At 70.4% G+C, this 22,532-nt stretch carries 27 protein-coding genes and 3 pseudogenes; 15 read left to right on the plus strand and 15 right to left on the minus strand.

Translation table 11 applies throughout. The annotated features are described in order from the left end of the window. Window positions 1–110: 110 nt before the first annotated feature. Window positions 111–974: a phosphotransferase family protein gene (locus QQK29_RS04475; protein WP_284298137.1), complete on the minus strand. Its 864-nt coding sequence runs from the start codon at window positions 972–974 to the stop codon at window positions 111–113. Between the two features lie 76 nt (window positions 975–1,050). Next, window positions 1,051–2,538: a Fic family protein gene (locus QQK29_RS04480; RefSeq protein WP_284298139.1), complete on the minus strand. Its 1,488-nt coding sequence runs from the start codon at window positions 2,536–2,538 to the stop codon at window positions 1,051–1,053. On the opposite strand from QQK29_RS04480, the gene aspS reads away from it, so the two are divergent. After that, window positions 2,525–3,844, plus strand: a complete 1,320-nt coding sequence (aspS, locus tag QQK29_RS04485) for an aspartate--tRNA(Asn) ligase (protein WP_284298141.1) — start codon at window positions 2,525–2,527, stop codon at window positions 3,842–3,844. The genes QQK29_RS04480 and aspS overlap by 14 nt on opposite strands. Window positions 3,845–3,875: 31 nt before the next feature. Here aspS and QQK29_RS04490 read toward each other — a convergent pair whose 3' ends face one another. The 3 genes from QQK29_RS04490 to QQK29_RS04500 form a co-directional block, all read right to left on the minus strand. After that, window positions 3,876–4,088, minus strand: a complete 213-nt coding sequence (locus QQK29_RS04490) for a YegP family protein (RefSeq protein WP_284298143.1) — start codon at window positions 4,086–4,088, stop codon at window positions 3,876–3,878. A gap of 118 nt (window positions 4,089–4,206) precedes the next feature. Next, on the minus strand, window positions 4,207–4,521 hold the full coding sequence (locus QQK29_RS04495; protein ID WP_284298145.1) for a Dabb family protein: 315 nt from the start codon (window positions 4,519–4,521) through the stop codon (window positions 4,207–4,209). Further along, a complete protein-coding gene (locus QQK29_RS04500) occupies window positions 4,518–4,775 on the minus strand; it encodes a glutaredoxin family protein (RefSeq protein WP_284298147.1) in 258 nt (85 codons plus the stop codon). Before QQK29_RS04500 ends, QQK29_RS04495 begins: the two co-directional genes overlap by 4 nt. A 20-nt stretch (window positions 4,776–4,795) precedes the next feature. On the opposite strand from QQK29_RS04500, the gene QQK29_RS04505 reads away from it, so the two are divergent. Further along, window positions 4,796–5,608, plus strand: coding sequence for an HAD family hydrolase (locus QQK29_RS04505; protein WP_284298149.1), 813 nt, complete (start codon window positions 4,796–4,798; stop codon window positions 5,606–5,608). A gap of 15 nt (window positions 5,609–5,623) precedes the next feature. Here QQK29_RS04505 and QQK29_RS04510 read toward each other — a convergent pair whose 3' ends face one another. Both QQK29_RS04510 and QQK29_RS04515 read right to left on the minus strand, forming a co-directional pair. After that, window positions 5,624–5,722, minus strand: coding sequence for a 30S ribosomal protein bS22 (locus tag QQK29_RS04510; RefSeq protein ID WP_003792170.1), 99 nt, complete (start codon window positions 5,720–5,722; stop codon window positions 5,624–5,626). Between the two features lie 153 nt (window positions 5,723–5,875). Then, entirely contained in the window at window positions 5,876–6,082 is a 207-nt protein-coding gene (locus QQK29_RS04515) for a helix-turn-helix domain-containing protein (RefSeq protein WP_284298151.1), read from the minus strand. Window positions 6,083–6,204: 122 nt separating this feature from the next. Between QQK29_RS04515 and QQK29_RS04520 the strand changes: the two are divergent. Further along, window positions 6,205–6,606 (plus strand): annotated as a pseudogene (locus QQK29_RS04520) (aromatic acid exporter family protein); the annotation flags it as partial. A 187-nt stretch (window positions 6,607–6,793) separates the two neighbouring features. Beyond that, on the plus strand, window positions 6,794–7,234 hold the full coding sequence (locus QQK29_RS04525) for a hypothetical protein (RefSeq protein WP_284298153.1): 441 nt from the start codon (window positions 6,794–6,796) through the stop codon (window positions 7,232–7,234). A 6-nt stretch (window positions 7,235–7,240) separates the two neighbouring features. Here the strand turns inward: QQK29_RS04525 and QQK29_RS04530 are convergent, their stop codons facing one another. Further along, entirely contained in the window at window positions 7,241–7,714 is a 474-nt protein-coding gene (locus QQK29_RS04530) for an ArsR/SmtB family transcription factor (protein WP_284298155.1), read from the minus strand. 72 nt (window positions 7,715–7,786) lie between these two features. Between QQK29_RS04530 and QQK29_RS04535 the strand changes: the two are divergent. Both QQK29_RS04535 and QQK29_RS04540 read left to right on the plus strand, forming a co-directional pair. Next, window positions 7,787–9,213, plus strand: a pseudogene (locus QQK29_RS04535) (TrkH family potassium uptake protein). Beyond that, a complete protein-coding gene (locus tag QQK29_RS04540; protein ID WP_284298157.1) occupies window positions 9,206–9,874 on the plus strand; it encodes a potassium channel family protein in 669 nt (222 codons plus the stop codon). Before QQK29_RS04535 ends, QQK29_RS04540 begins: the two are co-directional and overlap by 8 nt. Window positions 9,875–9,880: 6 nt before the next feature. Here QQK29_RS04540 and proC read toward each other — a convergent pair whose 3' ends face one another. Further along, on the minus strand, window positions 9,881–10,702 hold the full coding sequence (gene proC, locus QQK29_RS04545) for a pyrroline-5-carboxylate reductase (protein ID WP_284298159.1): 822 nt from the start codon (window positions 10,700–10,702) through the stop codon (window positions 9,881–9,883). Window positions 10,703–10,725: 23 nt separating this feature from the next. Here proC and QQK29_RS04550 point away from each other — a divergent pair, with 23 nt between their 5' ends. Beyond that, a complete protein-coding gene (locus QQK29_RS04550) occupies window positions 10,726–11,685 on the plus strand; it encodes a cation diffusion facilitator family transporter (RefSeq protein WP_284298161.1) in 960 nt (319 codons plus the stop codon). A 27-nt stretch (window positions 11,686–11,712) separates the two neighbouring features. On the opposite strand, the gene QQK29_RS04555 is transcribed toward QQK29_RS04550, so the two are convergent. Further along, entirely contained in the window at window positions 11,713–12,183 is a 471-nt protein-coding gene (locus QQK29_RS04555) for a nucleoside deaminase (protein ID WP_284298163.1), read from the minus strand. A gap of 12 nt (window positions 12,184–12,195) precedes the next feature. On the opposite strand from QQK29_RS04555, the gene upp reads away from it, so the two are divergent. Then, window positions 12,196–12,828, plus strand: coding sequence for a uracil phosphoribosyltransferase (upp, locus tag QQK29_RS04560; RefSeq protein ID WP_284298165.1), 633 nt, complete (start codon window positions 12,196–12,198; stop codon window positions 12,826–12,828). A 426-nt stretch (window positions 12,829–13,254) separates the two neighbouring features. Further along, window positions 13,255–13,974 (plus strand): winged helix-turn-helix domain-containing protein, encoded by a 720-nt coding sequence (locus tag QQK29_RS04565; RefSeq protein ID WP_284298168.1) that lies wholly within the window; start codon window positions 13,255–13,257, stop codon window positions 13,972–13,974. Here the strand turns inward: QQK29_RS04565 and QQK29_RS04570 are convergent. Then, entirely contained in the window at window positions 13,905–14,627 is a 723-nt protein-coding gene (locus QQK29_RS04570; RefSeq protein ID WP_284298170.1) for a DMT family transporter, read from the minus strand. The two genes, QQK29_RS04565 and QQK29_RS04570, sit on opposite strands and share 70 nt — an antisense overlap. Beyond that, window positions 14,600–15,064, minus strand: a complete 465-nt coding sequence (locus QQK29_RS04575) for a DMT family transporter (protein ID WP_284298172.1) — start codon at window positions 15,062–15,064, stop codon at window positions 14,600–14,602. Before QQK29_RS04575 ends, QQK29_RS04570 begins: the two co-directional genes overlap by 28 nt. Before the next feature lie 38 nt (window positions 15,065–15,102). Between QQK29_RS04575 and QQK29_RS17795 the strand changes: the two genes are divergently transcribed. The 5 genes from QQK29_RS17795 (at window position 15,103) to QQK29_RS04595 (ending at window position 18,311) form a co-directional block, all read left to right on the plus strand. Beyond that, the gene (locus tag QQK29_RS17795; protein WP_348533806.1) at window positions 15,103–15,375 is read left to right on the plus strand and encodes a hypothetical protein; all 273 of its coding nucleotides are present in this window, start codon (window positions 15,103–15,105) and stop codon (window positions 15,373–15,375) included. Continuing rightward, window positions 15,354–15,608, plus strand: a complete 255-nt coding sequence (locus QQK29_RS17800; RefSeq protein WP_348533807.1) for a MarR family winged helix-turn-helix transcriptional regulator — start codon at window positions 15,354–15,356, stop codon at window positions 15,606–15,608. Before QQK29_RS17795 ends, QQK29_RS17800 begins: the two co-directional genes overlap by 22 nt. Before the next feature lie 45 nt (window positions 15,609–15,653). Beyond that, the gene (locus QQK29_RS04585) at window positions 15,654–16,340 is read left to right on the plus strand and encodes an alpha/beta fold hydrolase (protein ID WP_284298174.1); all 687 of its coding nucleotides are present in this window, start codon (window positions 15,654–15,656) and stop codon (window positions 16,338–16,340) included. A 50-nt stretch (window positions 16,341–16,390) separates the two neighbouring features. Then, window positions 16,391–17,653, plus strand: a complete 1,263-nt coding sequence (locus QQK29_RS04590; RefSeq protein ID WP_431308772.1) for an APC family permease — start codon at window positions 16,391–16,393, stop codon at window positions 17,651–17,653. Window positions 17,654–17,876: 223 nt separating this feature from the next. Continuing rightward, a complete protein-coding gene (locus tag QQK29_RS04595; protein WP_284298179.1) occupies window positions 17,877–18,311 on the plus strand; it encodes a MarR family winged helix-turn-helix transcriptional regulator in 435 nt (144 codons plus the stop codon). An 11-nt stretch (window positions 18,312–18,322) separates the two neighbouring features. On the opposite strand, the gene QQK29_RS17805 is transcribed toward QQK29_RS04595, so the two are convergent. After that, the gene (locus tag QQK29_RS17805) at window positions 18,323–20,128 is read right to left on the minus strand and encodes a pseudouridine-5'-phosphate glycosidase (protein ID WP_348533808.1); all 1,806 of its coding nucleotides are present in this window, start codon (window positions 20,126–20,128) and stop codon (window positions 18,323–18,325) included. Between the two features lie 57 nt (window positions 20,129–20,185). On the opposite strand from QQK29_RS17805, the gene QQK29_RS04610 reads away from it, so the two are divergent. After that, window positions 20,186–20,809 carry a hypothetical protein gene (locus tag QQK29_RS04610; RefSeq protein WP_284298181.1) on the plus strand — a complete coding sequence of 208 codons (624 nt, stop codon included), beginning with the start codon at window positions 20,186–20,188 and terminating at the stop codon, window positions 20,807–20,809. Between the two features lie 3 nt (window positions 20,810–20,812). Here QQK29_RS04610 and QQK29_RS18450 read toward each other — a convergent pair. Both QQK29_RS18450 and QQK29_RS17820 read right to left on the minus strand, forming a co-directional pair. Continuing rightward, a pseudogene (locus tag QQK29_RS18450) lies at window positions 20,813–22,032 on the minus strand (FAD-binding oxidoreductase). After that, window positions 22,020–22,514, minus strand: a complete 495-nt coding sequence (locus tag QQK29_RS17820) for an FAD-binding protein (RefSeq protein WP_348533809.1) — start codon at window positions 22,512–22,514, stop codon at window positions 22,020–22,022. Before QQK29_RS17820 ends, QQK29_RS18450 begins: the two are co-directional and overlap by 13 nt. Window positions 22,515–22,532: the final 18 nt, after the last annotated feature.

Below are 22,532 nucleotides of genomic sequence, written 5' to 3' on the forward strand. Positions count from 1 at the left end.
GGCGCGCGCCCTGTTCGACCTTGCCGAGCAGACCCTTGGAGCTCGCGCCGACTTCCCCGCGGCGGCCGCCGTCGCGATCCGGACGCGTCTGGGATGGGACTAGTCGCCTCTCAGGCCAGCAGTGCCTCCATGTTCGCGGCGAGGTGCGCCCGATACTCGACGAGCCACTCGCCCTCGAAGCCGCGCGGCACGATCTCGGTCGTGATGAGCGTCGTGAACCACACGCGGTAGAGGTGGATGCGCGCGAGCTCGGCCTCGCTGAAGGCGTCGGTCGCCGCGAGCCGCGGGTCGGGCGCGTCGACGTTCATGGCGTCGCCCGCCACAACATCGAAGAGCGGGTCGGCCCAGAGCGCCCGCTCCACGTCGATGAGCCCGAGCACCTCACCCGTCTCGGGCACCACGAACACGTTGCCCGGCCAGGGGTCGGCATGCACGAGGCGGGGTTCGGTCACCGCCGCGAGCGCCGTGCGACCCTCCGCGAACACCTCCCGGATGCGCGCCTCCGGCAGCGACACCCCCGCGCGCCGAGCATCGGCGAGCAGGCTCTCGACGATGAGCGTGACGGCGTCGGGCCAGGTGGCCGCGCGCAGCGTCGCCGACGAGGGATAGCCGAACTCGACTCCCGCCTCGGCGTGCACGCGGGCGAGGATCGCCCCCAGCTCCCGCTTCGCGCGGTCGTTCGCCTCGGCGGTCATCGCCTCCTGCGCGAGGTCCCAGCGCTCCCCCGGCACCCGGCTCATCGCGAGCACGTCGACCGGCAGCACCGAGCGACTCACATCGAGCAGCAGCAGGCGCGGGTAGGGCCAACCGCGCGCCTCGGCGAGCTGCATGATCTGCGCTTCGGCGCGCAGCATCCGCTCCTCGTAGAGCAGCAGTGACGGCGCGTCGTCGGGCGGCGCGATCTTGACGATCGCGTCGTCGCCGGATGCAAAGCGCGCCTCCCACACGGAGGCGAAGGTGCCGCCCTCGAGCACGTCGAGCCCGGTCAGCTCGCCGAGGGCGCGAGCACGCGCGCCACCGCATCCGGGTCCGGCAACTCCTGCGCCTGCGTCACGTCTGCACCTCGGGTTCTTTCGCCGCCTGCACCCGCTTCGCGATGCGCACTTGAAGGTCGTCGAGTTCGGCAGTGACATCCACCGCTGCCCAGACCTTGTTCTTGGTTCTGCCGGTGATCTCGCGGAGCACGCCGTCGGCTTCCAGTCGGGAAAGTGCTTCGGAGGTGGACCCTGCGCTCGCTCCGGAGATCCGGCGAGCCGACTCGGTGGAGATCACGGGCTGGTCGAGCAGGCTGCCGAGGATGCGCTCCGCGGCGCTTCCCGAGCGAGGGCGGGACATCCCGGCCCACTCGGCGGGAAGCTCACGCAGGCGATGCGCCGACTTCTGCGATTCCTCGGCCGCGACGATCGCCTGTTCGCTCATGCTGCGCACGAACGCGCCGAGGTGCCCCCTCCGGTATCCGTTGACGAGCGCGAAGTAGCCATCACGATCGGCCACCATCGCCGTCGCGATAGGAACGACCGTCGCCCGAGTGACCTTCCGACGACGCAAGATCGCATTGATCAGGGCACGCCCGATGCGACCGTTCCCATCGGTGAACGGATGGATGGACTCGAATTGCGCATGCGCGGCGGCGGCCTGCACGAGCGGCGGCACGTCGTCACGGTTGATGTAGGTCTCGAGATCCCTGAGGTATCGGTCGAGCAGCTCGGGAGGCGGCGGGATGTGCACAGCGCCCCGCGGCGAATGGTCGCTGCCGCCGATCCAGTTCTGCATGTCGCGGACCCGACCCGCGTAGTCGCGATCCAGAGGGTCATCCCGCATGAGAATCGCATGCGCCGCGAGGAGGTCCGCGAGCTCGATGCGACCGGTCTCGCCCGCCCGGTCGACCATGCTGTTCAGCGCCTCCGTCGCGGCGACCATCGACACGGCGCTCGGGTTCGCCTTGATGCCCACGAGCGCGCGCGCGAAGTCTTCGGAACCCGCCTCGACGCGCTCGATCTTCGACGACGACACACTCTCGGTCTGGGTGAGGAAACGACCGAGCGCGGCCAACTGCGCTCCAGCCGCGCCCTCCGTATAGGCGATCTCGACGATTGCTTGTTCAGTGAGCGTCGCTGTTGCTGGTGCCGCTGAGAAATCGAGGTGCGCGATGAGCGGCGGTAGCGCGACATCGATCGTCGACAACATCCGATCTTCGCGGGTCCCTCCGCGATACTTCTGCCTCCACGCCCGGGGCTCCGAGGTATGGGCGGGCCACGCTTCATCCGCCGCCATCAGCCGACCTCCGCTCGAAGCATCCGCCGGATACTTCGGCTTATGGATGTTAAGCGAAAGGATATCAGCGATTCGTCGGCTTCGCGAGTGGGGATTCCCAACACAGCTCTCGGGGTTCCGATCCTCGCGCGAGGGGAGACTAGCGGCGCCGCGACGGCGGAAACGACCCGATAGCGCCCGGTTTTCGGGTGGTTTCTGCCGTCTCGATGACGAGCGGGCGCCCAGCCGGCCCCGGCTAGACTCGACCCCCGTGACCGTACGCACCCTCGTGAAGCAACTCGCCGCCGCAGCAGACGGCCCCGTCCGCGTCTCCGGATGGGTCGAGACGGTGCGCGATCAGAAGAAGGTGCAGTTCGTCATCCTGCGTGACGAGACCGGCGCCGTGCAGCTCGTGCACCCCCGCACGGATGTCGACGAGCCCGGCAGCGACGCGCTCGCCACCCAGATCTCCGCGCTCAGCCACGGCAGCTTCCTCACCGTCACGGGCGAGCTCAAGCACGACGAGCGCGTCAAGCTCGGCGGGCTCGAGGTGAAGATCGGTGAGATCGAGGTGACCGCCGCCGCGCTCGACCTGCCGATCGCCGAGGACTCGTCGATCGACAAACGTCTCGACTGGCGCTTCCTCGACCTGCGCCGCCCCGAGCAGAACCTGGTGTTCCGCGTGCAGACGACCTTCCTGCACGCCCTGCGCAGCTGGTGGGTCGAGAACGACTTCATCGAGATCCACACACCCAAGCTCATGGCCTCGCCCTCCGAGAGCCGTGCCGAGCTGTTCGAGGTGGAGTACTTCGAGACGAAGGCGTACCTCGCCCAGAGCCCGCAGTTCTTCAAGCAGATGGCGCAGCCGGCCGGCTTCGGCAAGGTGTTCGAGGTCGCGCCCGCGTTCCGCGCCGACCCGAGCTTCACCAGCCGCCACGCCACCGAGTTCATCTCCGTCGACGCCGAGATGAGCTGGGTGACCTCACACGAAGACGTCATGCGGATGCACGAGCAGCTGCTGGTCGCTGGCCTCACGGCCGTCAAGGAGAAGCACGGCGCCGAGATCGAGGCCGCGTTCGGCACCACGGTAACGGTGCCGGAGCTGCCGTTCCCGCGCATCCCGCTCTCCGAGGCGCACAGCATCCTCGCCTCACGCGGCTACACCGTGCCGCGCGCCGACGGCGATCTCGACCCTGAGGGCGAGCGGCGACTTTCGGAGTACGTGAAGGAGCAGTACGGCCACGAGTTCGTGTTCGTGACCGACTACACCTCGAACATCCGGCCGTTCTACCACATGCGCCACGAGGGCGACCCGAGCCTCACCAACAGCTACGACCTCATCTTCAACGGCACCGAGATCTCCACCGGCGCCCAGCGCGAGCACCGCATCGACGTGCTCGTCGCCCAGGCGAAGGAGAAGGGGATGGAGCCGGCCGAGCTCGACTTCTACCTCGACTTCTTCCGCTACGGCGTGCCCCCGCACGGCGGGTTCGGCATGGGCCTCAGCCGCGTGATCATGCTGCTGCTGCACCAGCCGTCGATCCGCGAGGTCACCTACCTCTTCCGCGGACCGAACCGCCTGCTGCCGTAGTCCGCGAAAGCCCGCGCTGTCGCGGAGGGGCTCAGGCCGTCTGCTGGTAGCGCGGCTCCTGCAGCACGGTGAGGTCCTCGAGGTGCGCGCGCGGGATGGAGCGCATGACCGCCTCCACCATCGCCACCGCGGAGGCCTTGGCGACGTAGTTGCCGCTCACCGCGACCGTCTGCCCGCTCTCCGACACGATCCGCCAGAAGTACGGCTGAGTCGGGTTCTTGCTTCGCAGCACCTGGAAGCGCATGGCGATCTCCTCGGGGGAAAGGGGACGATCCCTGGAGACTAGACCGGATCGGCGACCCCCGCTAGGGGGCAAGGCGCGTTGGGGTGGACCGGTGGGGTGTCACGACGGCCTGCACCCCTCAACCCGCGGTGGGGGCCGGGACCTCGTAGTCGACGCAGCTGCGGTCGGCGGCGACCGAGCGGATGAACGCGGCCGCCTGCTGGTGCTGCGGATGCGTCTGATACGCGGCCAAGTCATCCGCGGTCGCGAAGTCCGAGACGAGCACGACATGCCAGTTGCCCTCGCTCGCGCCGACGTCGATGCCGACCTCGAGCCGCTCGGCCGGAACGATGCCGCGCAGCGCCTCGAGGCGCTGCCGCACGCCCTCGGCATCCGCGGCGCGCTGCTCCGCGCGATCGGCTCCCATGCGCCACGAAACGATGTGCCGGATCACGCCCGCCCCTCCCGCTCGTCGAGTGCGCGCCGGAACCGCTCGGGGTCGACGCGCCAGATCTGGTGCACCCGGTCGTCGATGAGCAGCACGGGGATCTCCTCCGCGTACTCGGCGAGCAGCGCCTCGTCGTCGAGGATGTTGCGCTCCTCGACGGTGAGCCCCCGTTCGCCCGCCACCTCGAGCACGATCTGCCGAGCGTCGTCGCAGAGATGACACCCGGGCTTCGAGAGGAGGGTCAGGCGCACATCGGGCACACACCTAGACTATGGGGGTCATGCCCGCGGCCCAGAACCCGACCCCGAGCGAACGTCCCGTCATCGCCTTCTTCGACGTGGACAACACGCTCATGCACGGCACGAGCGTGTTCCACGTCGGCCGGGAGGCGTGGGCGCGCGGAATCATCGGGTGGCGCGACATCCTGCTCTTCGGTTGGCATCAGCGCCGATTCATCAAGGTCGGCGAGAACCACGAGCACATGGGCACCGCGAAGGATCGCGCGCTCGGGCTCATCGCGGGGCACACCGAAACCCAGATTCAGGAGCTCGCGCAGTCGATCTGGGAGCACCGCATCCGCCCGCGGCTCTGGCCCGAGACTGTGGCGCTCGCACACGAGCACATCGACAAGGGTCACCAGGTGTGGCTCGTCTCGGCGACTCCCGTCGAGGTGGGTGAGCTGATCGCCTCGAAGCTCGGCCTGACGGGCGCGCTCGGCACGCGCGTGGAGGCGGTCGACGGCGTCTACACGGGTCGGCTCGTCGGCTCGGTGCTGCACGCCGAGAACAAGGCCGTCGCCGCCAAGGAGCTCGCCGACGGGATGGACGCAGACCTCGGTGCGTCGTGGGCCTACTCCGACAGCCGCAACGACATCCCGCTGCTCGAGCTCGTCGGCAACCGCGTGGCGGTGAACCCGGATGCCGGTCTGGCCCGGTACGCCGCGGAGAAGCACTGGCCGACGATGCGGCTCGATCCGGCCGCCATCAAGGCGCAGCAGCGGCGCGTTCGTCGCGAGGCGAAGCAGGTGAGCAAGGCGGCGCAGAAAGTCGGCAAACGCGCGGCGAAGGCGGCAAAGACGAAGCCCCGGGGCTGAGCCCGGGGCTTTCGGTCACTTCTTGTTGCGACGCTGGTGACGCGTCTTGCGCAGCAGCTTGCGGTGCTTCTTCTTCGCCATGCGCTTGCGGCGCTTCTTGATGACGGAACCCATGTTCACCTCGTTCGTTCGTTCGTCGCGGACCCTGGTCCGTGACGAACCGCGGGAAGCCTAACCGGGAGATTCTAACAGGCCCGCCTGGGAGACCGACGCCCGGGACGGGCGTCGGCGCTGGCGTCGCTGCGAAGGCCAGAAATGGCCTTCGCTCTAAGCTCCAGCGCGCTGGGCGTCGTGATCGGCGATGCCGACGACTCCCGCGACCGCCGACTCGGGGATGCGGTACGAGCGCCCGAAGCGCACGGCCGGCAGCTCACCGGAGTGCACGAGACGGTAGACGGTCATCGTGGAGACGCGCATCATGTCGGCGACCTCCTGAACCGTCAGGAAGCGCACATCCGAAAGATCCCGCGCCATCGTGCCCTCTGTGTCTCGTGTGGTCGATGTGGCCCCTGTGGCTGGAGCACACTGCCCACAGAGTAGGGGGTGGACGGTCTCGGTGTCCAGGCAGCGGCAGCGGCGCGTGGCACCCTGGGGGCATGAAGTTCCTGGCGGCGTTCCGCAGCTCGCGGCGACAGCCGTGGCTGCAGGTGGCGAAGTCCGCCGTCGCGACGATCGTGGCCTGGCTGCTCGCGGGCTGGGCGGTGCCGGGCCCGCTGCCCGTCTTCGCCGCGATCGCGGCACTCCTGGTCGTGCAGCCGAGCCTCAACCAGTCGATCGCGAAGGCCGTCGAGCGCTCGGTGGGCGTCGTGGCCGGCGTCGTGATCGCATCCGCTCTCTCGCTCGCGTTCGGGCAGGCGACCTGGGTCGTGCTGCTCGCGGTCGTGGCCGCCCTCGCCGTGGCGTGGGCGCTGCGCATGACCACCGGCACCTCGAACCAGGTCGCGATCAGCGCGCTGCTCGTGCTCGCCCTCGGCGCGGCCACGCCCGACTACGCCGTCGACCGCGTGATCGAGACCGTCATCGGCGCGGTGATCGGTTTCGTCGTGAACCTCGTGTTCGTGCCGCCCGTTGCTCTCGCCCCCGCGCAGCGCGCGATCGACGCCCTCGGCACCGAGGTGGCGGCATCCTCGACCGACTCGCCGAGGGCCTCAGCACCCCCAGTCGCCCGCGCAGCTCGAAGAGCTCATGATCACGGTGCGCCTCATGCGCCCCATGGTCACGACGGCCGAGGATGCGTTGCGCACCGGGGCGGAATCGCTCACGCTCAACCCGCGGGCCCGCCGGCGGCGCGAGGAGCTCGTGGGGCTCGAGGCCACCCTCGAGCGCCTGCGGCCGATCGTCACGCAGGTGATCGGCATGACCCGCGCGGTGTACGACCGCTACGACGCGAGCCTCGTCGACGAGCCGACGGTTCGCGCGATCGCCGAGCAGCTGCGCCGAGCCGCCCACGATGTGCGGCGCGTCGTGCGGCGCACCAACCCCGATCCGGCGAACCCGCCGACCGAGAGCATCCCCGCGCTCACCTCACCGCTCGCGGTGGGGGCTCCCTCGTCGGGGCACTGGATCGTCGTGGGCTCGCTGCTGGAAGACCTGCGCCGCATCCACGAGACGCTCGCCGCGGAGTAGGCGCCGCTAGTCGCCGCCCTTGCGGAGCTTGCCGCTCACCCGGTGGCGGGCGTCTTCGACGCGCTGCCGGGCGCCCTCGAGCTTCTCCTGGGCGGTCTCGAACGCGACCCGCGCGGCATTCGCCGTGTCGGCCGCGGTGCGGCCGAGGCGGCCGCCGAACTCGGCCCCCGCCCAGGCGGCGTACACCGTGGTGGCGCCGTTCTCATCCGTCGCGACGGTGAACTCGGTGAAGGGCTCGAGCCATACCTCGACCTCTTCGAGCGGGCTCGCGTCGAGGTGGTAGTAGCGGTGCTGGCCCTCCTCGCGCACCCCCACGAGGCCGTGCTCGCGCAGCACCTTGAGGTGCTTCGACACCGTGGGCTGCGCGATGCCGAGCTCGTTCACGAGGTCGCCCACGGCGAGCTCGCCCCGGCTCTCGAGCAACTGGCGAAGGATCTCGCGGCGGGTGCCGTCGGCGAGGACGTCGAAGATGTCGGCCATTCCGACAGACTAGCCAGGGCGCCCCGGGAGTACCATGACCCGGATTCGACAGACGGAAGCGGAGGGGACCGGATGCGCACCAGACCGGTGCAGCGCGACCCGTTGTCGGCGCGACTCCTGGATCGAATCGGCGACTTCGCCACGCTGACCCCCGCGCGGTTCGCGATCGCGATCTTCGCGACCCTCGTCATCCTGTTCACCCTGCTGTTCTCGCTGCCCATCGCGACGAGCTCCGGCGAGCGCGCGCCGCTCGTGGATGCCGTGTTCACGGCCGTCTCGGTGATCTGCGTGACGGGCCTGTCGACCGTCGACATGGCGACCTACTGGTCGCCGTTCGGCCACGTCCTGGTATTCGTGGGCGTCGAGATCGGCGGCATCGGCGTGCTGACGGTCGCCTCGATCCTGGGTCTCGTCATCAGCCGCAAGCTCGGCCTGCGCCAGAAGCTCATGGCGGCCGGCGACGCGAACCCCATGCGCATCCGCCGCGGGCCGATCTCGGAGGGTCAGGCCGTGCGCCTCGGCGAGACCGGCAACCTGCTGGTGACCGTCGCGGTGAGCGTCATCGTGATCGAACTCGCCGTCGCCGCGCTCATCTTCCCGCGCCTGCTGCTCGCGGGCACCCCTGGTATTCGGCGCTGTGGGAGTCGATCTACTTCTCGGCGATGGCCTTCACCAACACGGGCTTCTCCCCCGCCCCCGAGGGCATCGCGCCGTTCGCGAACGACTGGTGGTTCCTCGGGGCGCTCATGATCGCCACGATCTTCGGTGCCATCGGCTTCCCCGTGATCTACGCCCTGCGCAAGCGCCTGCTGCACCCGCACGGCTGGTCGCTGCACGTCAAGCTCACCCTCGTCTGGTTCGGGGCGCTCATCGTGGGCGGCGCACTCGCCTACCTCGGGCTCGAATGGGGCAACCCCGACACGATGGGCGACATGGATGCGAGCGACCGCATCCTGAACAGCCTCTTCCTCTCGGTCATGTCGCGATCCGGCGGCTTCTCGACGCTCGACATCGACCAGCTCGACGGCTCGAGCCTGCTCGTGACCGACATGCTCATGTTCGTGGGCGGCGGCTCCGCGTCGACCGCGGGCGGCATCAAGGTGACGACCCTCGCCATCCTGTTCCTCGCCGCCTTCGCCGAGGCGCGCGGCAACGACGACATGGAGGCCTACGGCCGTCGCGTGCCGCCGGATGTGCTGCGCCTGGCGGTGTCGGTGGTGCTCTGGGGCGCGACCATCGTGGCGGGCGCGACGATCCTCATCATGTTCATCAACGAGGACGCGCCGCTCGACTACGTGCTGTTCGACGTGATCAGCGCCTTCGCGACGTGCGGGCTCACCACCGGCTTCACGCAGGGCGCGAGCGAGCCGACGCAGTACATCCTGGCCGCCACCATGTTCTTCGGCCGCATCGGTACAGTGACTCTCGCCGCGGCGCTCGCGGCGTCCATCAGGCGGCAGCTCTTCCGTCGCCCCGAGGAGAGGCCCATCGTTGGTTGAGAAGATCGCCCACGACGCTCCCGTGCTCGTGATCGGACTCGGTCGCTTCGGTGCGGCCACCGCGGGTCAGCTGCAGCGCCTCAACCGCGACGTGCTCGCCGTCGACGAAGACATGACGCTCGTGCAGAAGTGGTCGGAGCGCGTCACCCACGCCGTGCAGGCCGACGCCCGATCGATCGACGCGCTGCGCCAGATCGGCGCCGAGGACTTCCAGATCGCCGTGGTCGCCGTCGGCAGCTCGATCGAGGCGAGCGTGCTCATCACCGCCAACCTCGTCGACCTCAAGGTGCCGCAGATCTGGGCGAAGGCCATCAGCCAGTCGCACGGCAAGATCCTCAGCCGCATCGGCGCCAACCACGTCATCTACCCGGAGGCGGAGGCCGGAGAGCGCGTCGCGCACCTCGTGTCGGGCCGCATGATCGACTTCATCGAGTTCGACGATGGCTTCGCGATCGTCAAGATGTACCCGCCGAAGCCCATCCGCGGGCTCAGCCTCGCCGAGTCGCACGTGCGGCAGAAGTACGGCATCACGGTCGTGGGCGTGAAGAGCCCGGGCAACGACTTCACCTACGCGACGGCCGAGACGGTCATCACGAACCACCACCTCATCATCGCCTCGGGCTCGACCTCCGATCTGGAGAAGTTCGCGGCGCTCGAGTAGGTCTCCTCAGCCGACGGCGAGTTCCTTCGCGCGGGCGATCGCGGCATCCGCTGCCCGACCGAAGACCTCGTCGAGATGCGCCTCGTCGAGCACCGCGATGAGCCGCTCGGTCGTGCCCTTCGGGCTCGTCACGCGACGGCGCAGCTCGGTCGGCTCCTCGCCCGTCGACTCGAGCAGCAGCGCCGAGCCGATGAGGGTCTGCTCGGCCATGAGGCGGGCGTCTGCGCGGGCGAAGCCGAGACCCTCGGCCGCCTCGGTGAGCTTCTCGATGAGGAAGTAGATCGTCGCCGGCCCCGAGCCCGAGATCGCCGAGAGCGCGTCGATACGGTGCTCCGGCAGCTCGACGACGGCACCCACCGCCGTGAACAGCTCCCGGGCGAGCGCGAGTTCGGTTGCGCCCGCGCGCGATCCCGCCGCGACGCCCGTCACGGCGCGCCGCACGAGCGCGGGCGTGTTGGGCATCGCGCGGACGACGGGGTTCGGCGCGACGGCCTCCATCGCGGCGGTCGGGATGCCCGCGGCCACGCTCACCACCACGGCATCCGCGTCGAGACTCCCCGCCACCTCGCGCAGGGTGTCGAGCACCATCGCGGGCTTCACCCCGACCAGCACGATGCCGGCGCCCGCCACGACCGCGGTGTTCGCACCCGGGTCATCCTCGAGCGCGAGGGCGCGCACGCCCTCCGCGCGCCAGGCCCCGGCCGACGCCGCGGTGCGCGTGCTCACGGCGACGGATGCGGGGTCGACACCCGCGGCGATCAGGCCGCGCACGATGGCTCCCGCCATCGAACCGGCACCGAGTACGGCGAGGGGCGGAAGGGTCGTCATGGCCCTCATCCTAGAATCGGGTCATGAGCGCGTCCGGCGGCACCAAGGCGATCATCGCGGCCTTCCTGGCCAACCTCGGCATTGCCATCACGAAGTTCATCGCGTGGGCCTTCTCGGGATCCAGCTCGATGCTCGCCGAGGGCGTGCACTCGGTGGCGGACTCCGGCAACCAGCTGCTGCTGCTGCTCGGCGGGCGCCAGGCGCGCAAGAAGGCGGATGCGGAGCATCCGTTCGGCTACGGACGCGAACGTTACGTGTACGCCTTCGTGGTGGCGATCATCCTCTTCTCGGTCGGTGGCGTGTTCTCGATCTACGAGGGCATCGACAAGCTCACCCACCCGCACCCGCTCGAGAACTGGTGGCTGCCGGTGCTCGTGCTCGTGATCGCCATCTGCCTCGAGAGCTTCTCGCTGCGCACCGCGGTGAAGGAGTCGAACCACGTGCGCGGCCGCCAGAGCTGGGTGCAGTTCGTGCGGCGGGCCAAGCAGCCCGAGTTGCCCGTCGTGCTGCTGGAAGACGTGGCGGCGCTGTGCGGCCTCGTGTTCGCGCTCATCGGCGTGGGGCTGACCGTGATCACAGGCGACAACCTGTGGGATGGCGTGGGCACGATCGCGATCGGCACGCTGCTCGTGCTCGTCGCCGTGATCCTCGGCGTCGAGACCAAGAGCCTGCTCGTGGGCGAGGGCGCGAACCCCGACGATCACGCCAAGATCCTGGCGGCGCTCAACGGGCACGAGCTCGTGGAGGCGGTCATCCACATGAAGACCCTCTACCTCGGCCCCGATGAGCTGCTCGTCGCGGCCAAGATCGCGGTGCCGCGCGCCACGCGCGCGGTCGAGGTGGCGGCGGCGATCGACGCCATCGAGTCGGCGGTGCGCACGGCCGTGCCCGCCGCTCGCGTGATCTACCTCGAGCCCGACATCTACGTCGCGCGCGGCGAGCATCCCTCCACCGACGCGATCGTGATCAAGAGCGCCGACTGACCCTCACCGGCGGCACAGGGTGACGCCTCAGAGCTCGGATGCGCGAGCGTCGGCGAAGAAGCGCGTGAGCGGGGCGGCGCACTCTGCCTCGAGCACGCCCGCGACCACCTCGGCGCGGTAGGGCAGTCGGCGATCCCGCAGCAGGTCGTGCACGCTGCCCGCGGCACCCGCCTTGTCATCCCACGCCCCGAACACGACCCGCGGGATGCGCGCCGCGAGGATCGCGCCGGCGCACATGACGCAGGGCTCGAGCGTCACCACGAGCGTCGTGTCGTCGAGGTGCCAGTCGCCGCGCAGCTGGGCTGCCCGCCGGATCACGACGATCTCGGCGTGCGCGGTCGGATCGGCATGCTTCTCGCGCTCGTTGCGCCCGTGGGCGAGCACGGTGCCGTCGCGATCCAGCAGCACCGCGCCCACCGGCACGTCGCCGGATGCGAGGGCGAGCTCCGCCTCGGCGAGGGCGAGGCGCATGGCCTCCGCGTCGCTCCGAGAGGGCATAGATTGAAGCCTATGCGAGTGCACGTCGCCGACCATCCGCTCATCACGCACAAGCTCACGGTGCTGCGCGACGAGCGCACGCCGTCGCCCGTGTTCCGCGCCCTCACCGAGGAGCTCGTGACGCTGCTCGCCTACGAGGCGACCCGCAATGTGCGCACCACCGAGGTCACGGTTCGCACGCCGGTGTCGGAAGCCGTCGGGCTCTCGATCGCCGCCCCTCGGCCGCTCGTCGTGCCGATCCTGCGCGCGGGCCTCGGGATGCTCGAGGGCATGGTGAAGCTCGTTCCGACCGCGGAGGTCGGCTTCCTCGGCATGGTGCGCGACGAGGAGACGCTGCAGCCCACCACCTACGCCGAGCGGCTGCCCGACGACCTCTCGAACCGGCAGTGCTTCATCCTCGACCCCATGCTCGCCACCGGCGGTTCGCTCGGTGCGGCCATCGAGTTCCTGTTCCAGCGTGGCGCCGTGGATGTGACGGCCGTGTGCCTCATCGCCGCCCCCGAGGGCATCGAGGCGGTGCGCAAGATGACCGAGGGTCGCGAGGTGACGGTCGTCGTCGGCGCCCTCGACGAGAAGCTCAACGAGCGCGGCTACATCGTTCCGGGCCTCGGCGACGCGGGCGATCGGCTCTACGGCCTGGTCTGAGTCTTCTTGCGCCGCGATGATCCGCGGCGCTCGGCCGAACGGCCGGCCGTACGCGAACTCCCGGCCGTTCGCGTGCCGACACCGGTGACCGTTCGCGCGGGCTTAGCACACATCCGTTCTGTTACGCGTTGTGTTACGACGCTCGGGCGTGCGGTTGACACGCGGCGTCATACTCGCCCAAACTGGCAGGCATGACCGCTCTCGCTCGCCCCACGACCTCCTTCGAGGCCCTTGGGACTGTCGGCATGATGCCGACGCGCTCGGTCATGTGTTGTCGAATGTGTGCCTGACGGCCGCCTCGCCCGAGTTGCCCACATGGTGAACTCCCCGACATCCGGACCTTCTCCGGATGACGCTTCCCGCTTCGACAACCCTCGGCCCGCCGCTTCTGATGCGGCCGCCGACACCTCGCAAGGATTCGACGACATGTCTCTCGCCACCCTCGACACCCTCCGTCCCCAGACCCGCCGCTACCCCGTGCCGCGCGCCGTGCCGCAGCCGGCGCCCGAGCCGGAGCGTCCGCGCATCCGCGCCGTCCCCGAAGGCACCGAGGCCCGCGGCTTCGCGCTGTATGTGGGCGTCGACGAGCTGAAGGCCGCCGGCTCGGGCGTCTCGCTGCCCCAACTGGTCGAGGCGCTCAAGCGCACCGTCGCCGAGCTCGTGCCCGACGCCGAGACCTACGCCGCGGTCGCCCTCGCCCCGCACGGTGCGGGCGGTCGCGACGTCGAGGTCGTGCGCCTCGCCCTGCAGGACCCGGCCGCCCTCGCCAAGCACCGCCAGACCGTGGCGCCCGTCGAGCCGCCCGAGCCGAAGGGCGGTGTCGTGATCGACATCTCCCGCAAGCGCGTACAGCTCGACGGCGACACCGCCCCGCTCACCTACAAGGAGTTCGAGCTGCTGCAGTTCCTCGTGCTGCGCGAGGGCCGCACGATCGACCGCGGCGAGATCATCTCGACCCTGTGGGCCGACGGCGGGGACGACGTGCCGAACGAGCGCACGATCGATGTGCACGTGCGGCGGCTGCGGGCCAAGCTCGGCGCCTACGAAGACATCGTGCGCACCGTGCGCGGCCTCGGCTACCGGTTCGACCGCCACGCGGATGTCACCATCCGCTGGGCGTCGACGCCGTCGCCCGACGTGTTCTGAGCGAGCCGGCTCCCCCGGCTGCTCCCCGGCCACGCCTCGCCGCATCCGCTTCGGGCCGTCGCATCCGCCCGGCTGATGTCGAAAATGCAGGAGAAGTCTCGGCGCGCCCCCGAGTTGTCCGGGGTCTGGCGTGTCAGCCGCGCGAGTTCTCCTGCATTTTCGACACAGCGGGCACGGGGGTGGGGGCGAGCACGGGGGCCGGATGCCGGAGTCGGAGTCGGCGCGGGCGCGCGGCGCGCGCGGCGCATCCGCTGCTGGCCGATCACGATGCCGGCGAGCACGAGCAGGATGCCGAGCAGTTGCGCGGCGCCGAGGCTCTCGCCGCCCAGCAGCAGACCGAGCAGCACACCGGTGACCGGGTTGAGCAGACCGACGATGCCGACGGTGCCCGCGCTCAGGTGCTCGAGCCCGTGGAACCACGCGACGTTGGCGAGCGCCGTGCCGATGAGGGCCACGTACGCGAGGCCGAGCCAGCCACCGAGGTCGAGCGCCGGGGGCGGGCCTTCGAACACCACCGCCACGACCAGCAGCAGCACGCCACCGAACAGCAGCTGCCAGGCGCTCGCGCCGACGGGATCCGCCGTCATGCCCCACCGCTTCGTGAGCACGAAACCGAGCGACGACATCACGAGTCCCGCGACGGACGCCGCCACCCCCACATGTCGATCGCCCCGAACGCGCCCGCCACGAGCAGCAGCACTCCGAGGATGCCGATCGCGGCCCCCGCGAACATCCGCGCGGTGGGCTTCTGGCCGGCGAGCGCCCACGCGAACAGCGCGAGCACGAGCGGGGATGCCGCCATGATGGAAGAGGCGATGCTCGTGGGCAGCAGCTGGGCGGCGATGTAGAGCAGCAGGAAGAAGCCGCCGACGCCGAACAGGCCGAGAAGCGCGGTGCGGCTCCAGTCTCGGATGCCGTGGGGCCGGGTGCGGGCGATCAGCAGCAGCACGATGCCGGCGGGCAGCGCGCGCAGCGCCGAGCCCCAGAGCGGCGCGTCGACGGGCAGCAGCAACTGCGTCACGTAGTAGGTGGCGCCCCAGGCGACGGGCGCGATGGCGGTGATGAGAACGGACCGCAGGTTAGCTTCCATGGAAGGTATATACCTTCCGGGGAAGGTATTATTCCCGTGTGCCCACGCCTCTTCCCGACGACCGCGTCGATCGCATCCAGGAGCAGTGGCGCCGCGAGCGCCCGGACCTCGACCCGACGCCCCAGGGCGTCATCGGCCGCCTGCACCGCCTCGCCGATCGGCTGCGCGACGAGCTGATCACCGTGTATCGCGAGCACGGCCTCGGCGAGGGCGACTTCGACGTGCTCGCGTCGTTGCGTCGCACGGGCGCCCCTTCGAGCTTCCGGCCGGCGAGCTGGCACGGCACACGATGGTCACGACCGGCGCCATGACCAAACGCATCGACCGCCTCGAGGCCGCGGGCCTCGTGACGCGCACGCCCGACGCGTCCGACGGACGCGGCCGGCGGATCGGCCTCACCGACCGCGGGCGGCAGCTCATCGATGCGGCCTTCACCGACCACATCGCCAACGAACACCGCCTCGTGGGGCTGCTCGCGGCATCCGATCGCGAGACGCTCGCGCGCATCCTCAAGCAGTGGCTCGGGGCGCTCGACGACGCGTGACGCGTGACGGCGACGCGTGACGGGGGCTGCCGCTAACGTCGCGGCATGGACGTCATCCTGGTTCCCGGCTTCTGGCTGCGCGGCGACTCGTGGGATGCAGCACTCCCGCCCATCGAGGCCGCCGAGCATCGCACGCATCCGATCACCCGCCCCGGTCTCGGCCACGGCGACGACCCATCTGCGGTGACGCTCGCCGATCAGGTCGCGGCGATCGTGGCCGAGATCGATCGCCACCCCGATCCCGTCGTGCTCGTCGGGCACTCCGGGGCGGGCCCGATCGTCTACGGCGCGGCCGACCAGCGCATAGATCGGGTCGCGCGCATCGTCTACGTCGACACCTGGCCGCTCCCCGAGGGCATGGCCAACAACGACGAGCTGCCCGTCGTCGACGGCGCGGTGCCGTTGCCCGACTGGGCGATCTTCGACGACGCCGACGTGCGCGACCTCGACGAGGGGTTGCGCGCCCGGATGCGCGCGGATGCCGTGCCGGAGCCCGCAGGAACCGCGCGCGACGGGCAGCAGCTGCGCGACGAGCGGCGACGTGGCATCCCGACGACCCTCATCGCCACTTCCCGTACGGAGGCGGAGTACCGCGAGTGGTTCGAGAGCCCCTTCTTCTCCGAGCTGCGCGCGCTCGAGGACGTCACCTGGGTCGAGCTGCCGACCGGCCACTGGCCGCAGTTCACGCGACCACGGGAACTCGGAGAGGCGATCGCGGCAGCCATCGGCTAGTGCGGATTCGTGTTCACCTGCTCGCTCTAGGCTGACGGCGTGACCGCCGCATCCGCCCCCGAGAGCCCCTCGCCCGGCGCCTCGGCTTCGCGGATGCGGTGATGATCGGCCTCGGATCGATGATCGGTGCCGGCGTGTTCGCGGTGCTCGCGCCGACCGCCGCGGTGGCCGGGCCGGCGCTGCTGATCGGGCTGCTCATCGCGGCCGTCGTGGCGTACGGCAACGCGACCTCGTCGGCGCAGCTCGCGGCCCAATATCCGACCTCGGGCGGCGCCTACGTGTACGGGCGCGAGCGGCTCGGCGCGTGGCCGGGATTCCTCGCCGGATGGTGCTTCGTCGTCGGCAAGACCGCGAGCTGCGCGGCCATGGCGCTGACCTTCGCCGCGTATGTCGCGCCTCCCGAGTGGCAGAAGCCCCTCGCGAGCGCCGGTGTCGCGGCGCTCACCCTCGTCAATTGCCTCGGCGTGCACCGCACCGCCGCAGCCACAAAGGTGATCGTCGTGATCGTGCTCGCGGTGCTCGCGTTCGTCGTGACGGCGGGGCTCGCCTCGGGCGACGCGCAGCCCGCGCAGCTGGTGCCAGGGGGCGACGAGACCACCGTCTACGCGGTGCTGCAGTCGGCCGGGCTGCTGTTCTTCGCCTTCGCCGGATACGCCCGCATCGCCACCCTGGGCGAGGAGGTGCGAGATCCCGCGCGCACGATTCCTCGTGCCATCGTCTGGGCGCTCGGCGGTGCACTCGCCGTGTACGCCACGATCGCGGTGGTGGCCCTGCTCGTGGTGGGAGCGCCCGCGCTCGCGACATCCCACGCACCGCTGGCCGACGTCGCGACGGCGGGCGGATGGGCGTGGGCGGCTCCCGTGGTGAGCGTCGGTGCGGCGCTCGCCGCGCTCGGTGCCCTGCTCGCCCTGCTCGCCGGCATCGGGCGCACGAGCCTCGCGATGGCACGCACGGGCGACCTCCCACGCTGGTTCGCCGCCGTGCATCCACGCTTCGCTGTTCCGCAACGCGCCGAACTGCTGTTGGGCATGGTGGTGTGCGCACTCGTGCTCGTCACCGACCTGCGCGGGGCGATCGGGTTCTCGTCGTTCGGGGTGCTGCTCTACTACCTGGTCGCCAACCTCGCCGCGCTCACACAGGACCGCGAACATCGGCGGTTTCCGCGAGCGCTTGCAGTCGTCGGGGCCGCCGGATGCGTGCTCCTCGCCGCCACGCTGCCGCCGGCGTCGGTCGTCGGCGGTGCCCTGGTGATCGCGGCGGGAGCCGGGATTCGGGCCCTCGCGCAACTCGTCAGAAAAATAACGAACGGATAACTAGACAGCGTTACCTTTCCGTTATACATTGAAAGCGCTTGATTCGTTTGCTGTGGCGGATCAAGCGGAATGTGATTGCAGGACACTCTTGGTGCAAGGGAGAGGGTCGGCCGCTCGCCTCTGCGGCCGGCCCTCAATCACGTTAAGGCGCGGTTTCAAGACGCGTATCGCTGCGCGATGCGCTCCCCAACCGCCTACCGGTGACACTCTCTAGGCTGGCCTCGTGAGCACGGATCCGGTCGACGCCTGGGAGGCCCTCTACCGCGCGCAGGTCGCGGTGATGCGCCGCCTGAACGCCGAGTTCCCCGACGACGAGGTGAGCCTCACCGAGTACGACGTCATCTTCAACCTCTACCGGCAGCCGGGTCGTGCGGCCCGCATCCGCGATCTCAACCGCCTGCTGCTGCTCAGCCAGCCGAGCGTCAGCCGCCTGCTCGACCGCCTAGTCGGGCGCGGCCTCGTCGTGAAGCGGAGGGATCCGGACGACGCCCGCGGCACGATCGTCGAGCTCACCGAGCACGGCGCCGAGGTGTTCCGCCGCGTCGGCGCGCAGCACGCGCGCTCGATCATGGCGTGGATGTCGGCCCTCGACGCCGAGGAACTCGAGCGCCTCGCGCAGATCACCGCGAGGCTGCGCGCGAGCGCCGAGCGCGGCTGAGCATCCCCGCGCTAGACCGGCGGCCGCCCGCCGATCACCATGACGGCGCGCGCCGCGACATAGACGGCTGCCTCGGCCGCCGCGATCGGATCAGCCGTACGCAGCCAGGCGTCGAGAAAGCCCGCGATGAAGGCGTCGCCCGCACCCGTCGGGTCGACCGCCCGCACCGACCGCGCGGGCACCGGCACGGGTGCCGCCCCGTCAGCGACGACGAGCACGCCCCGCTCGCCGCGGGTGAGCGCGACGAGCGGAAAGCTCGCTGCGAGCATCCGTGCTGCAGCATCCGCGTCGTCCTCCCCGGTGAGCAGCGTCGCCTCGTCGGCGCTCAGGAACAGCAGGCGCGCCCCGCGGATCGCCTCGAGGAAACGCTCGACGCCGAAGTCCGAGATGAACCCGATCGAGCCGGGGTTCACCGACACCGGCACCCCCGCATCCGCCGCCCGCCCGAGCAGCGACCGCGTGCCCGCGACGCCGAAGCCGTCGACCACGCTGTAGCCGCTCACGTGCAGCAGGTGCGCGCCCGCGAGCAGCTCGTCGGTGACGGATGCCGACCGCAGCAGCGAGTTCGCCCCGCGCTCGGTGAGCATGGACCGTTGCGCGCCCTGCACGACGATGATGATGGTGCCGGTCGGCACGCCGATCTCGACCTGCAGGTGCGGCGTGACACCCGCCTCACGCAACTCCTCCTCGTGGAAGGCGGCGTCGTGTGACCCGACGGCGGCCACGAAGTCGACGGCGACCCCGCGGCTCGCGAGCCAGGTCGCGGTGTTGGCCGCCGACCCCCGGATGCGAGCTTGATCGTGGCGGTCGTATCGGTGTCGGGGCGGATCGCCTCGCGCGGCACGGCCACGATGTCGTTGATGAGGTCGCCGATCACGACGACCCGCTCGCCTCTCATGCGCGCGGCGTGAGGCGCGACCAGGCGATCGCGACCTCGGCAGCGACCCGCACGTTGTTGCGGGCGAGATCGAGGTTGACCTCGAGGCTCCTGCCCCCGACGCGTCGACGACATAGCCGAGCAGGAAGGGCGTCACTGCCTTGCCGCGCACGCCGGCCTCTTCGGCTGCGGCGAAGGCGGTGCGCAGCACCCGGTCGTGCTCGGCGGGGTCCCACTGCTGCTCGAGCGGGATGGGGTTGGCGAGCACGATGCCGGTGCGCGATCCGCGCGCGTCACGCGCCGCCATGACCGCCGCGACCTGCTCGGCGGAGTCGACCTTCCAGTCGAGCTCGAAGCCCGACTCGCGCAGCCAGAACGCCGGGAACGCCGTGGTGCGGTAGCCGATCACGGGCACGCTGAGCGTCTCGAGCCGCTCGAGCGTCGCGCCGATGTCGAGCACGCTCTTGACGCCCGCCGAGACGACCGTCACCGGGTTCTCGGCGAGGGTCGGCAGGTCGGCCGACTCGTCGAAGGTCTCGGCGGCACCGCGGTGCACGCCGCCCAGGCCGCCCGTGGCGAACACGCGGATGCCGGCGAGGCTCGCGAGGTGCGCCGTCGCCGCGACGGTGGTCGCCCCCGAACGCCCGAGCGCCGCGAGGATCGGCAGGTCGCGCACGGAGGCCTTGGCGAGCTCGTCCTCGGCGATGCGACGCACGCCATCGGCATCCAGTCCGATCTGCGGCACCCCGTCGAGCACCGCGATCGTCGCGGGCGTGACGCCCTGATCACGCAGCAGCTGCTCGAACTCGAGCGCCGCCTTGTGATTGCGCGGGCGCGGCAGCCCGTGGCTGATGATCGTCGATTCGAGCGCGACGACGGGACGGCCGCCGGCGAGCGCGTCGGCGACCTCGGTGGAGAGCTGGAAGGGGTCACCCTCCACGGTAATGCCCGGCGGACGGCGCAATGAGCGAGACGGCGAAGCCCTAGCATCATGACCATGCCCGACGCACCCATCACCCGCCGCGAGGCGTTCGATCGCGTGACCCGCGCACGGGAACGCGTCGCCGCCGCTCAGCTGCTCGCCGAGGCGGCCCAGGCGGAGCTCGTGCGTGCCGAGTCGGCCCTCGCCACGGCCATTCCTGACGCGACCATGTTGGCCGACGACCCGGCTGCCGTGCCGCGCGACACCCGTCCAGCGGCCGCGTCGGGCGAGCTCCGCGAGGCGCTCGGCCCGGGCCCCGCCGACTGGCGCCGCCGCCGCACGTCGACCACGTGGGCGGTCAGCCTCGTCGCCCTTGCCGTCTCCCTCCTGCTGCATTGGATCGCACAGATGGCCTTCGGCGCCGTGGCGGGCGCGATGATCGGCATCGAGGGGTTCGCGAACATCACGGAGCGCGACCTCGAGACGATGCAGATCATGACTCTCGCCTCGACCCTCGCCCTCACCGTGATCGCCATCGGGTGGTGCGGCCTGCTCAGCTACGAGCGGCTCAGCTGGCCGCCCGCGATCGGCGACTACGGGATGAACTGGTGGCGGTACTGCTTCGCCCCCGTGCTCGGCCTGACGCTCGTTCACGGGGTGGTCTTCGCGCTGCTGATGTTCGACGCGGCGCGCCCCTGACCGCTACTCCACCAGTTCGCGCTCGGCGGGCACGACCTTGCCGGGGTTGAAGTTGTCGCCCGGGTCGACCGCCGAGAACAGCCCGCGCATGACCGCGACGCCCTCGGCGGAGATGTCCTGTTCGAGCCACGGCGAGTGCTCGACGCCCACGCCGTGGTGGTGCGAGATCGTGCCGCCGTTGTCGACGAAGGCCTGCTGGATGGCCGATTTCACGACGTCGTACTCGGCGAGCATGTCCTCTCCGCCCACGAAGGCGAAGGTGAAGTAGAGGCACGCGCCCGAATGGTAGGAGTGCGAGAGGTGGCACATGATCCACCCCTTGGTGCCGATCTCGTCGTAGGCGCGGTTGGCGGCCGCGACGACCCCGTTGTAGAGCGGCAGCAGCTTCGACCACGGCGCGGCGGTCTCGGAGACGTCGCCCGCGGCCCCCGGTCGAGCAGGAAGTCGCGCAGGTAGGGGGTGTCGAACTTCTTCTGGTCGTAGAGCACACCCGGACCGGTGCCGACGCCCATGCCCCCGTGCTGCTTCACGATGGCACCCACGAGCTTCTTCTGCCGGGTGACGTGCGCCGCCCCGCCCTCGAAGCCGATGAACGAGAGGCAGATCTCGTCGAGGTTCCACCCCTTCGACTTCATGAGGGCGGGCAGCACCTTGCCGGCCAGCAGCGCATCCATCCCGTGGCGCTCCTTGCTCGTCGCCATCGAGAAGCCGGTCTCGCGAGCATCGGAGACGCGCGTGATGATGGGCGAGGCGTCGGACTCCGAGATGGTCTGCATCGCCTTGATGCCCGCCTCCCACGTGGGGAAGAAGTACGCCTGGATCTCGCGCACCTCGGCCACGCGGTGCACCTGCGCGGTGATCTCGGTGATGACCCCCAGGCGGCCCTCGCTGCCGACGATCATCTCGCGCACGCTCGGTCCTGTCGACGCGGATGGGATCGCGGGGATCACGAGCACGCCGTCGCGGCCGTCGCGCGAGGGGCGCACGACCCGGATGCCGCGCACGATCTGGGCGATGTCGCCGTACTTGTCGGACTGCATGCCGGATGAGCGCGTGGCCGCCCAGCCGCCGATCGTCGAGTGGGTGAAGCTGTCGGGGAAGTGCCCGATCGTCCAGCCCTGGGCGGCGAGCTGCGCCTCGAGGTGCGGACCGAGCGCACCGGCCTGGATGCGGGCGAGGCCCGAGTCGGCGTCGATGTCGATGACGCTGTTCATGCGGCCCATGTCGAGCGACACGACCGTGCGGCTCTCCCCGGCACCGGTTCGAGGGAGCCGGCGATGTTGCTGCCCCCGCCGAACGGGATCAGCACGGCGTCTTCGGCGACCGCGGCATCCACGATGCGCTGCACGTCGTCTTCGTCGGCCGGGTAGACGACGACGTCGACGGCGCGCTCGATGCGGTTGGTGCGGATGCGCACGAGGTCGCGCAGGCTCTTGCCGTAGGTGTGCACGACGCGGTCCATGGCATCCGTGGTCACGAAGTCCGCGCCGACGATGTCGGTGAGGCTCGAGAGGAAGGCGGATGACACGTTCGCCTCGGCGAGGTCGAGGGCGGCGAACTCGGGCTGCTCGGCCTTCTGGGCGGTGGCGAGGTCGAGGCCGACCGCCTGCAGCACGAAGGGTGCGAAGCCGGGCTTGTCTTCGTGATGGAATCCGACGCCCTCGACGCCCCAGCCCCACCACTTCATGTGCTCGACGTCAGTCACGGTCTCTCTCCTTCGGGC

It is taken from the genome of Homoserinibacter gongjuensis, from assembly GCF_030161875.1.
GTDB lineage: Bacteria > Actinomycetota > Actinomycetes > Actinomycetales > Microbacteriaceae > Homoserinibacter > Homoserinibacter gongjuensis.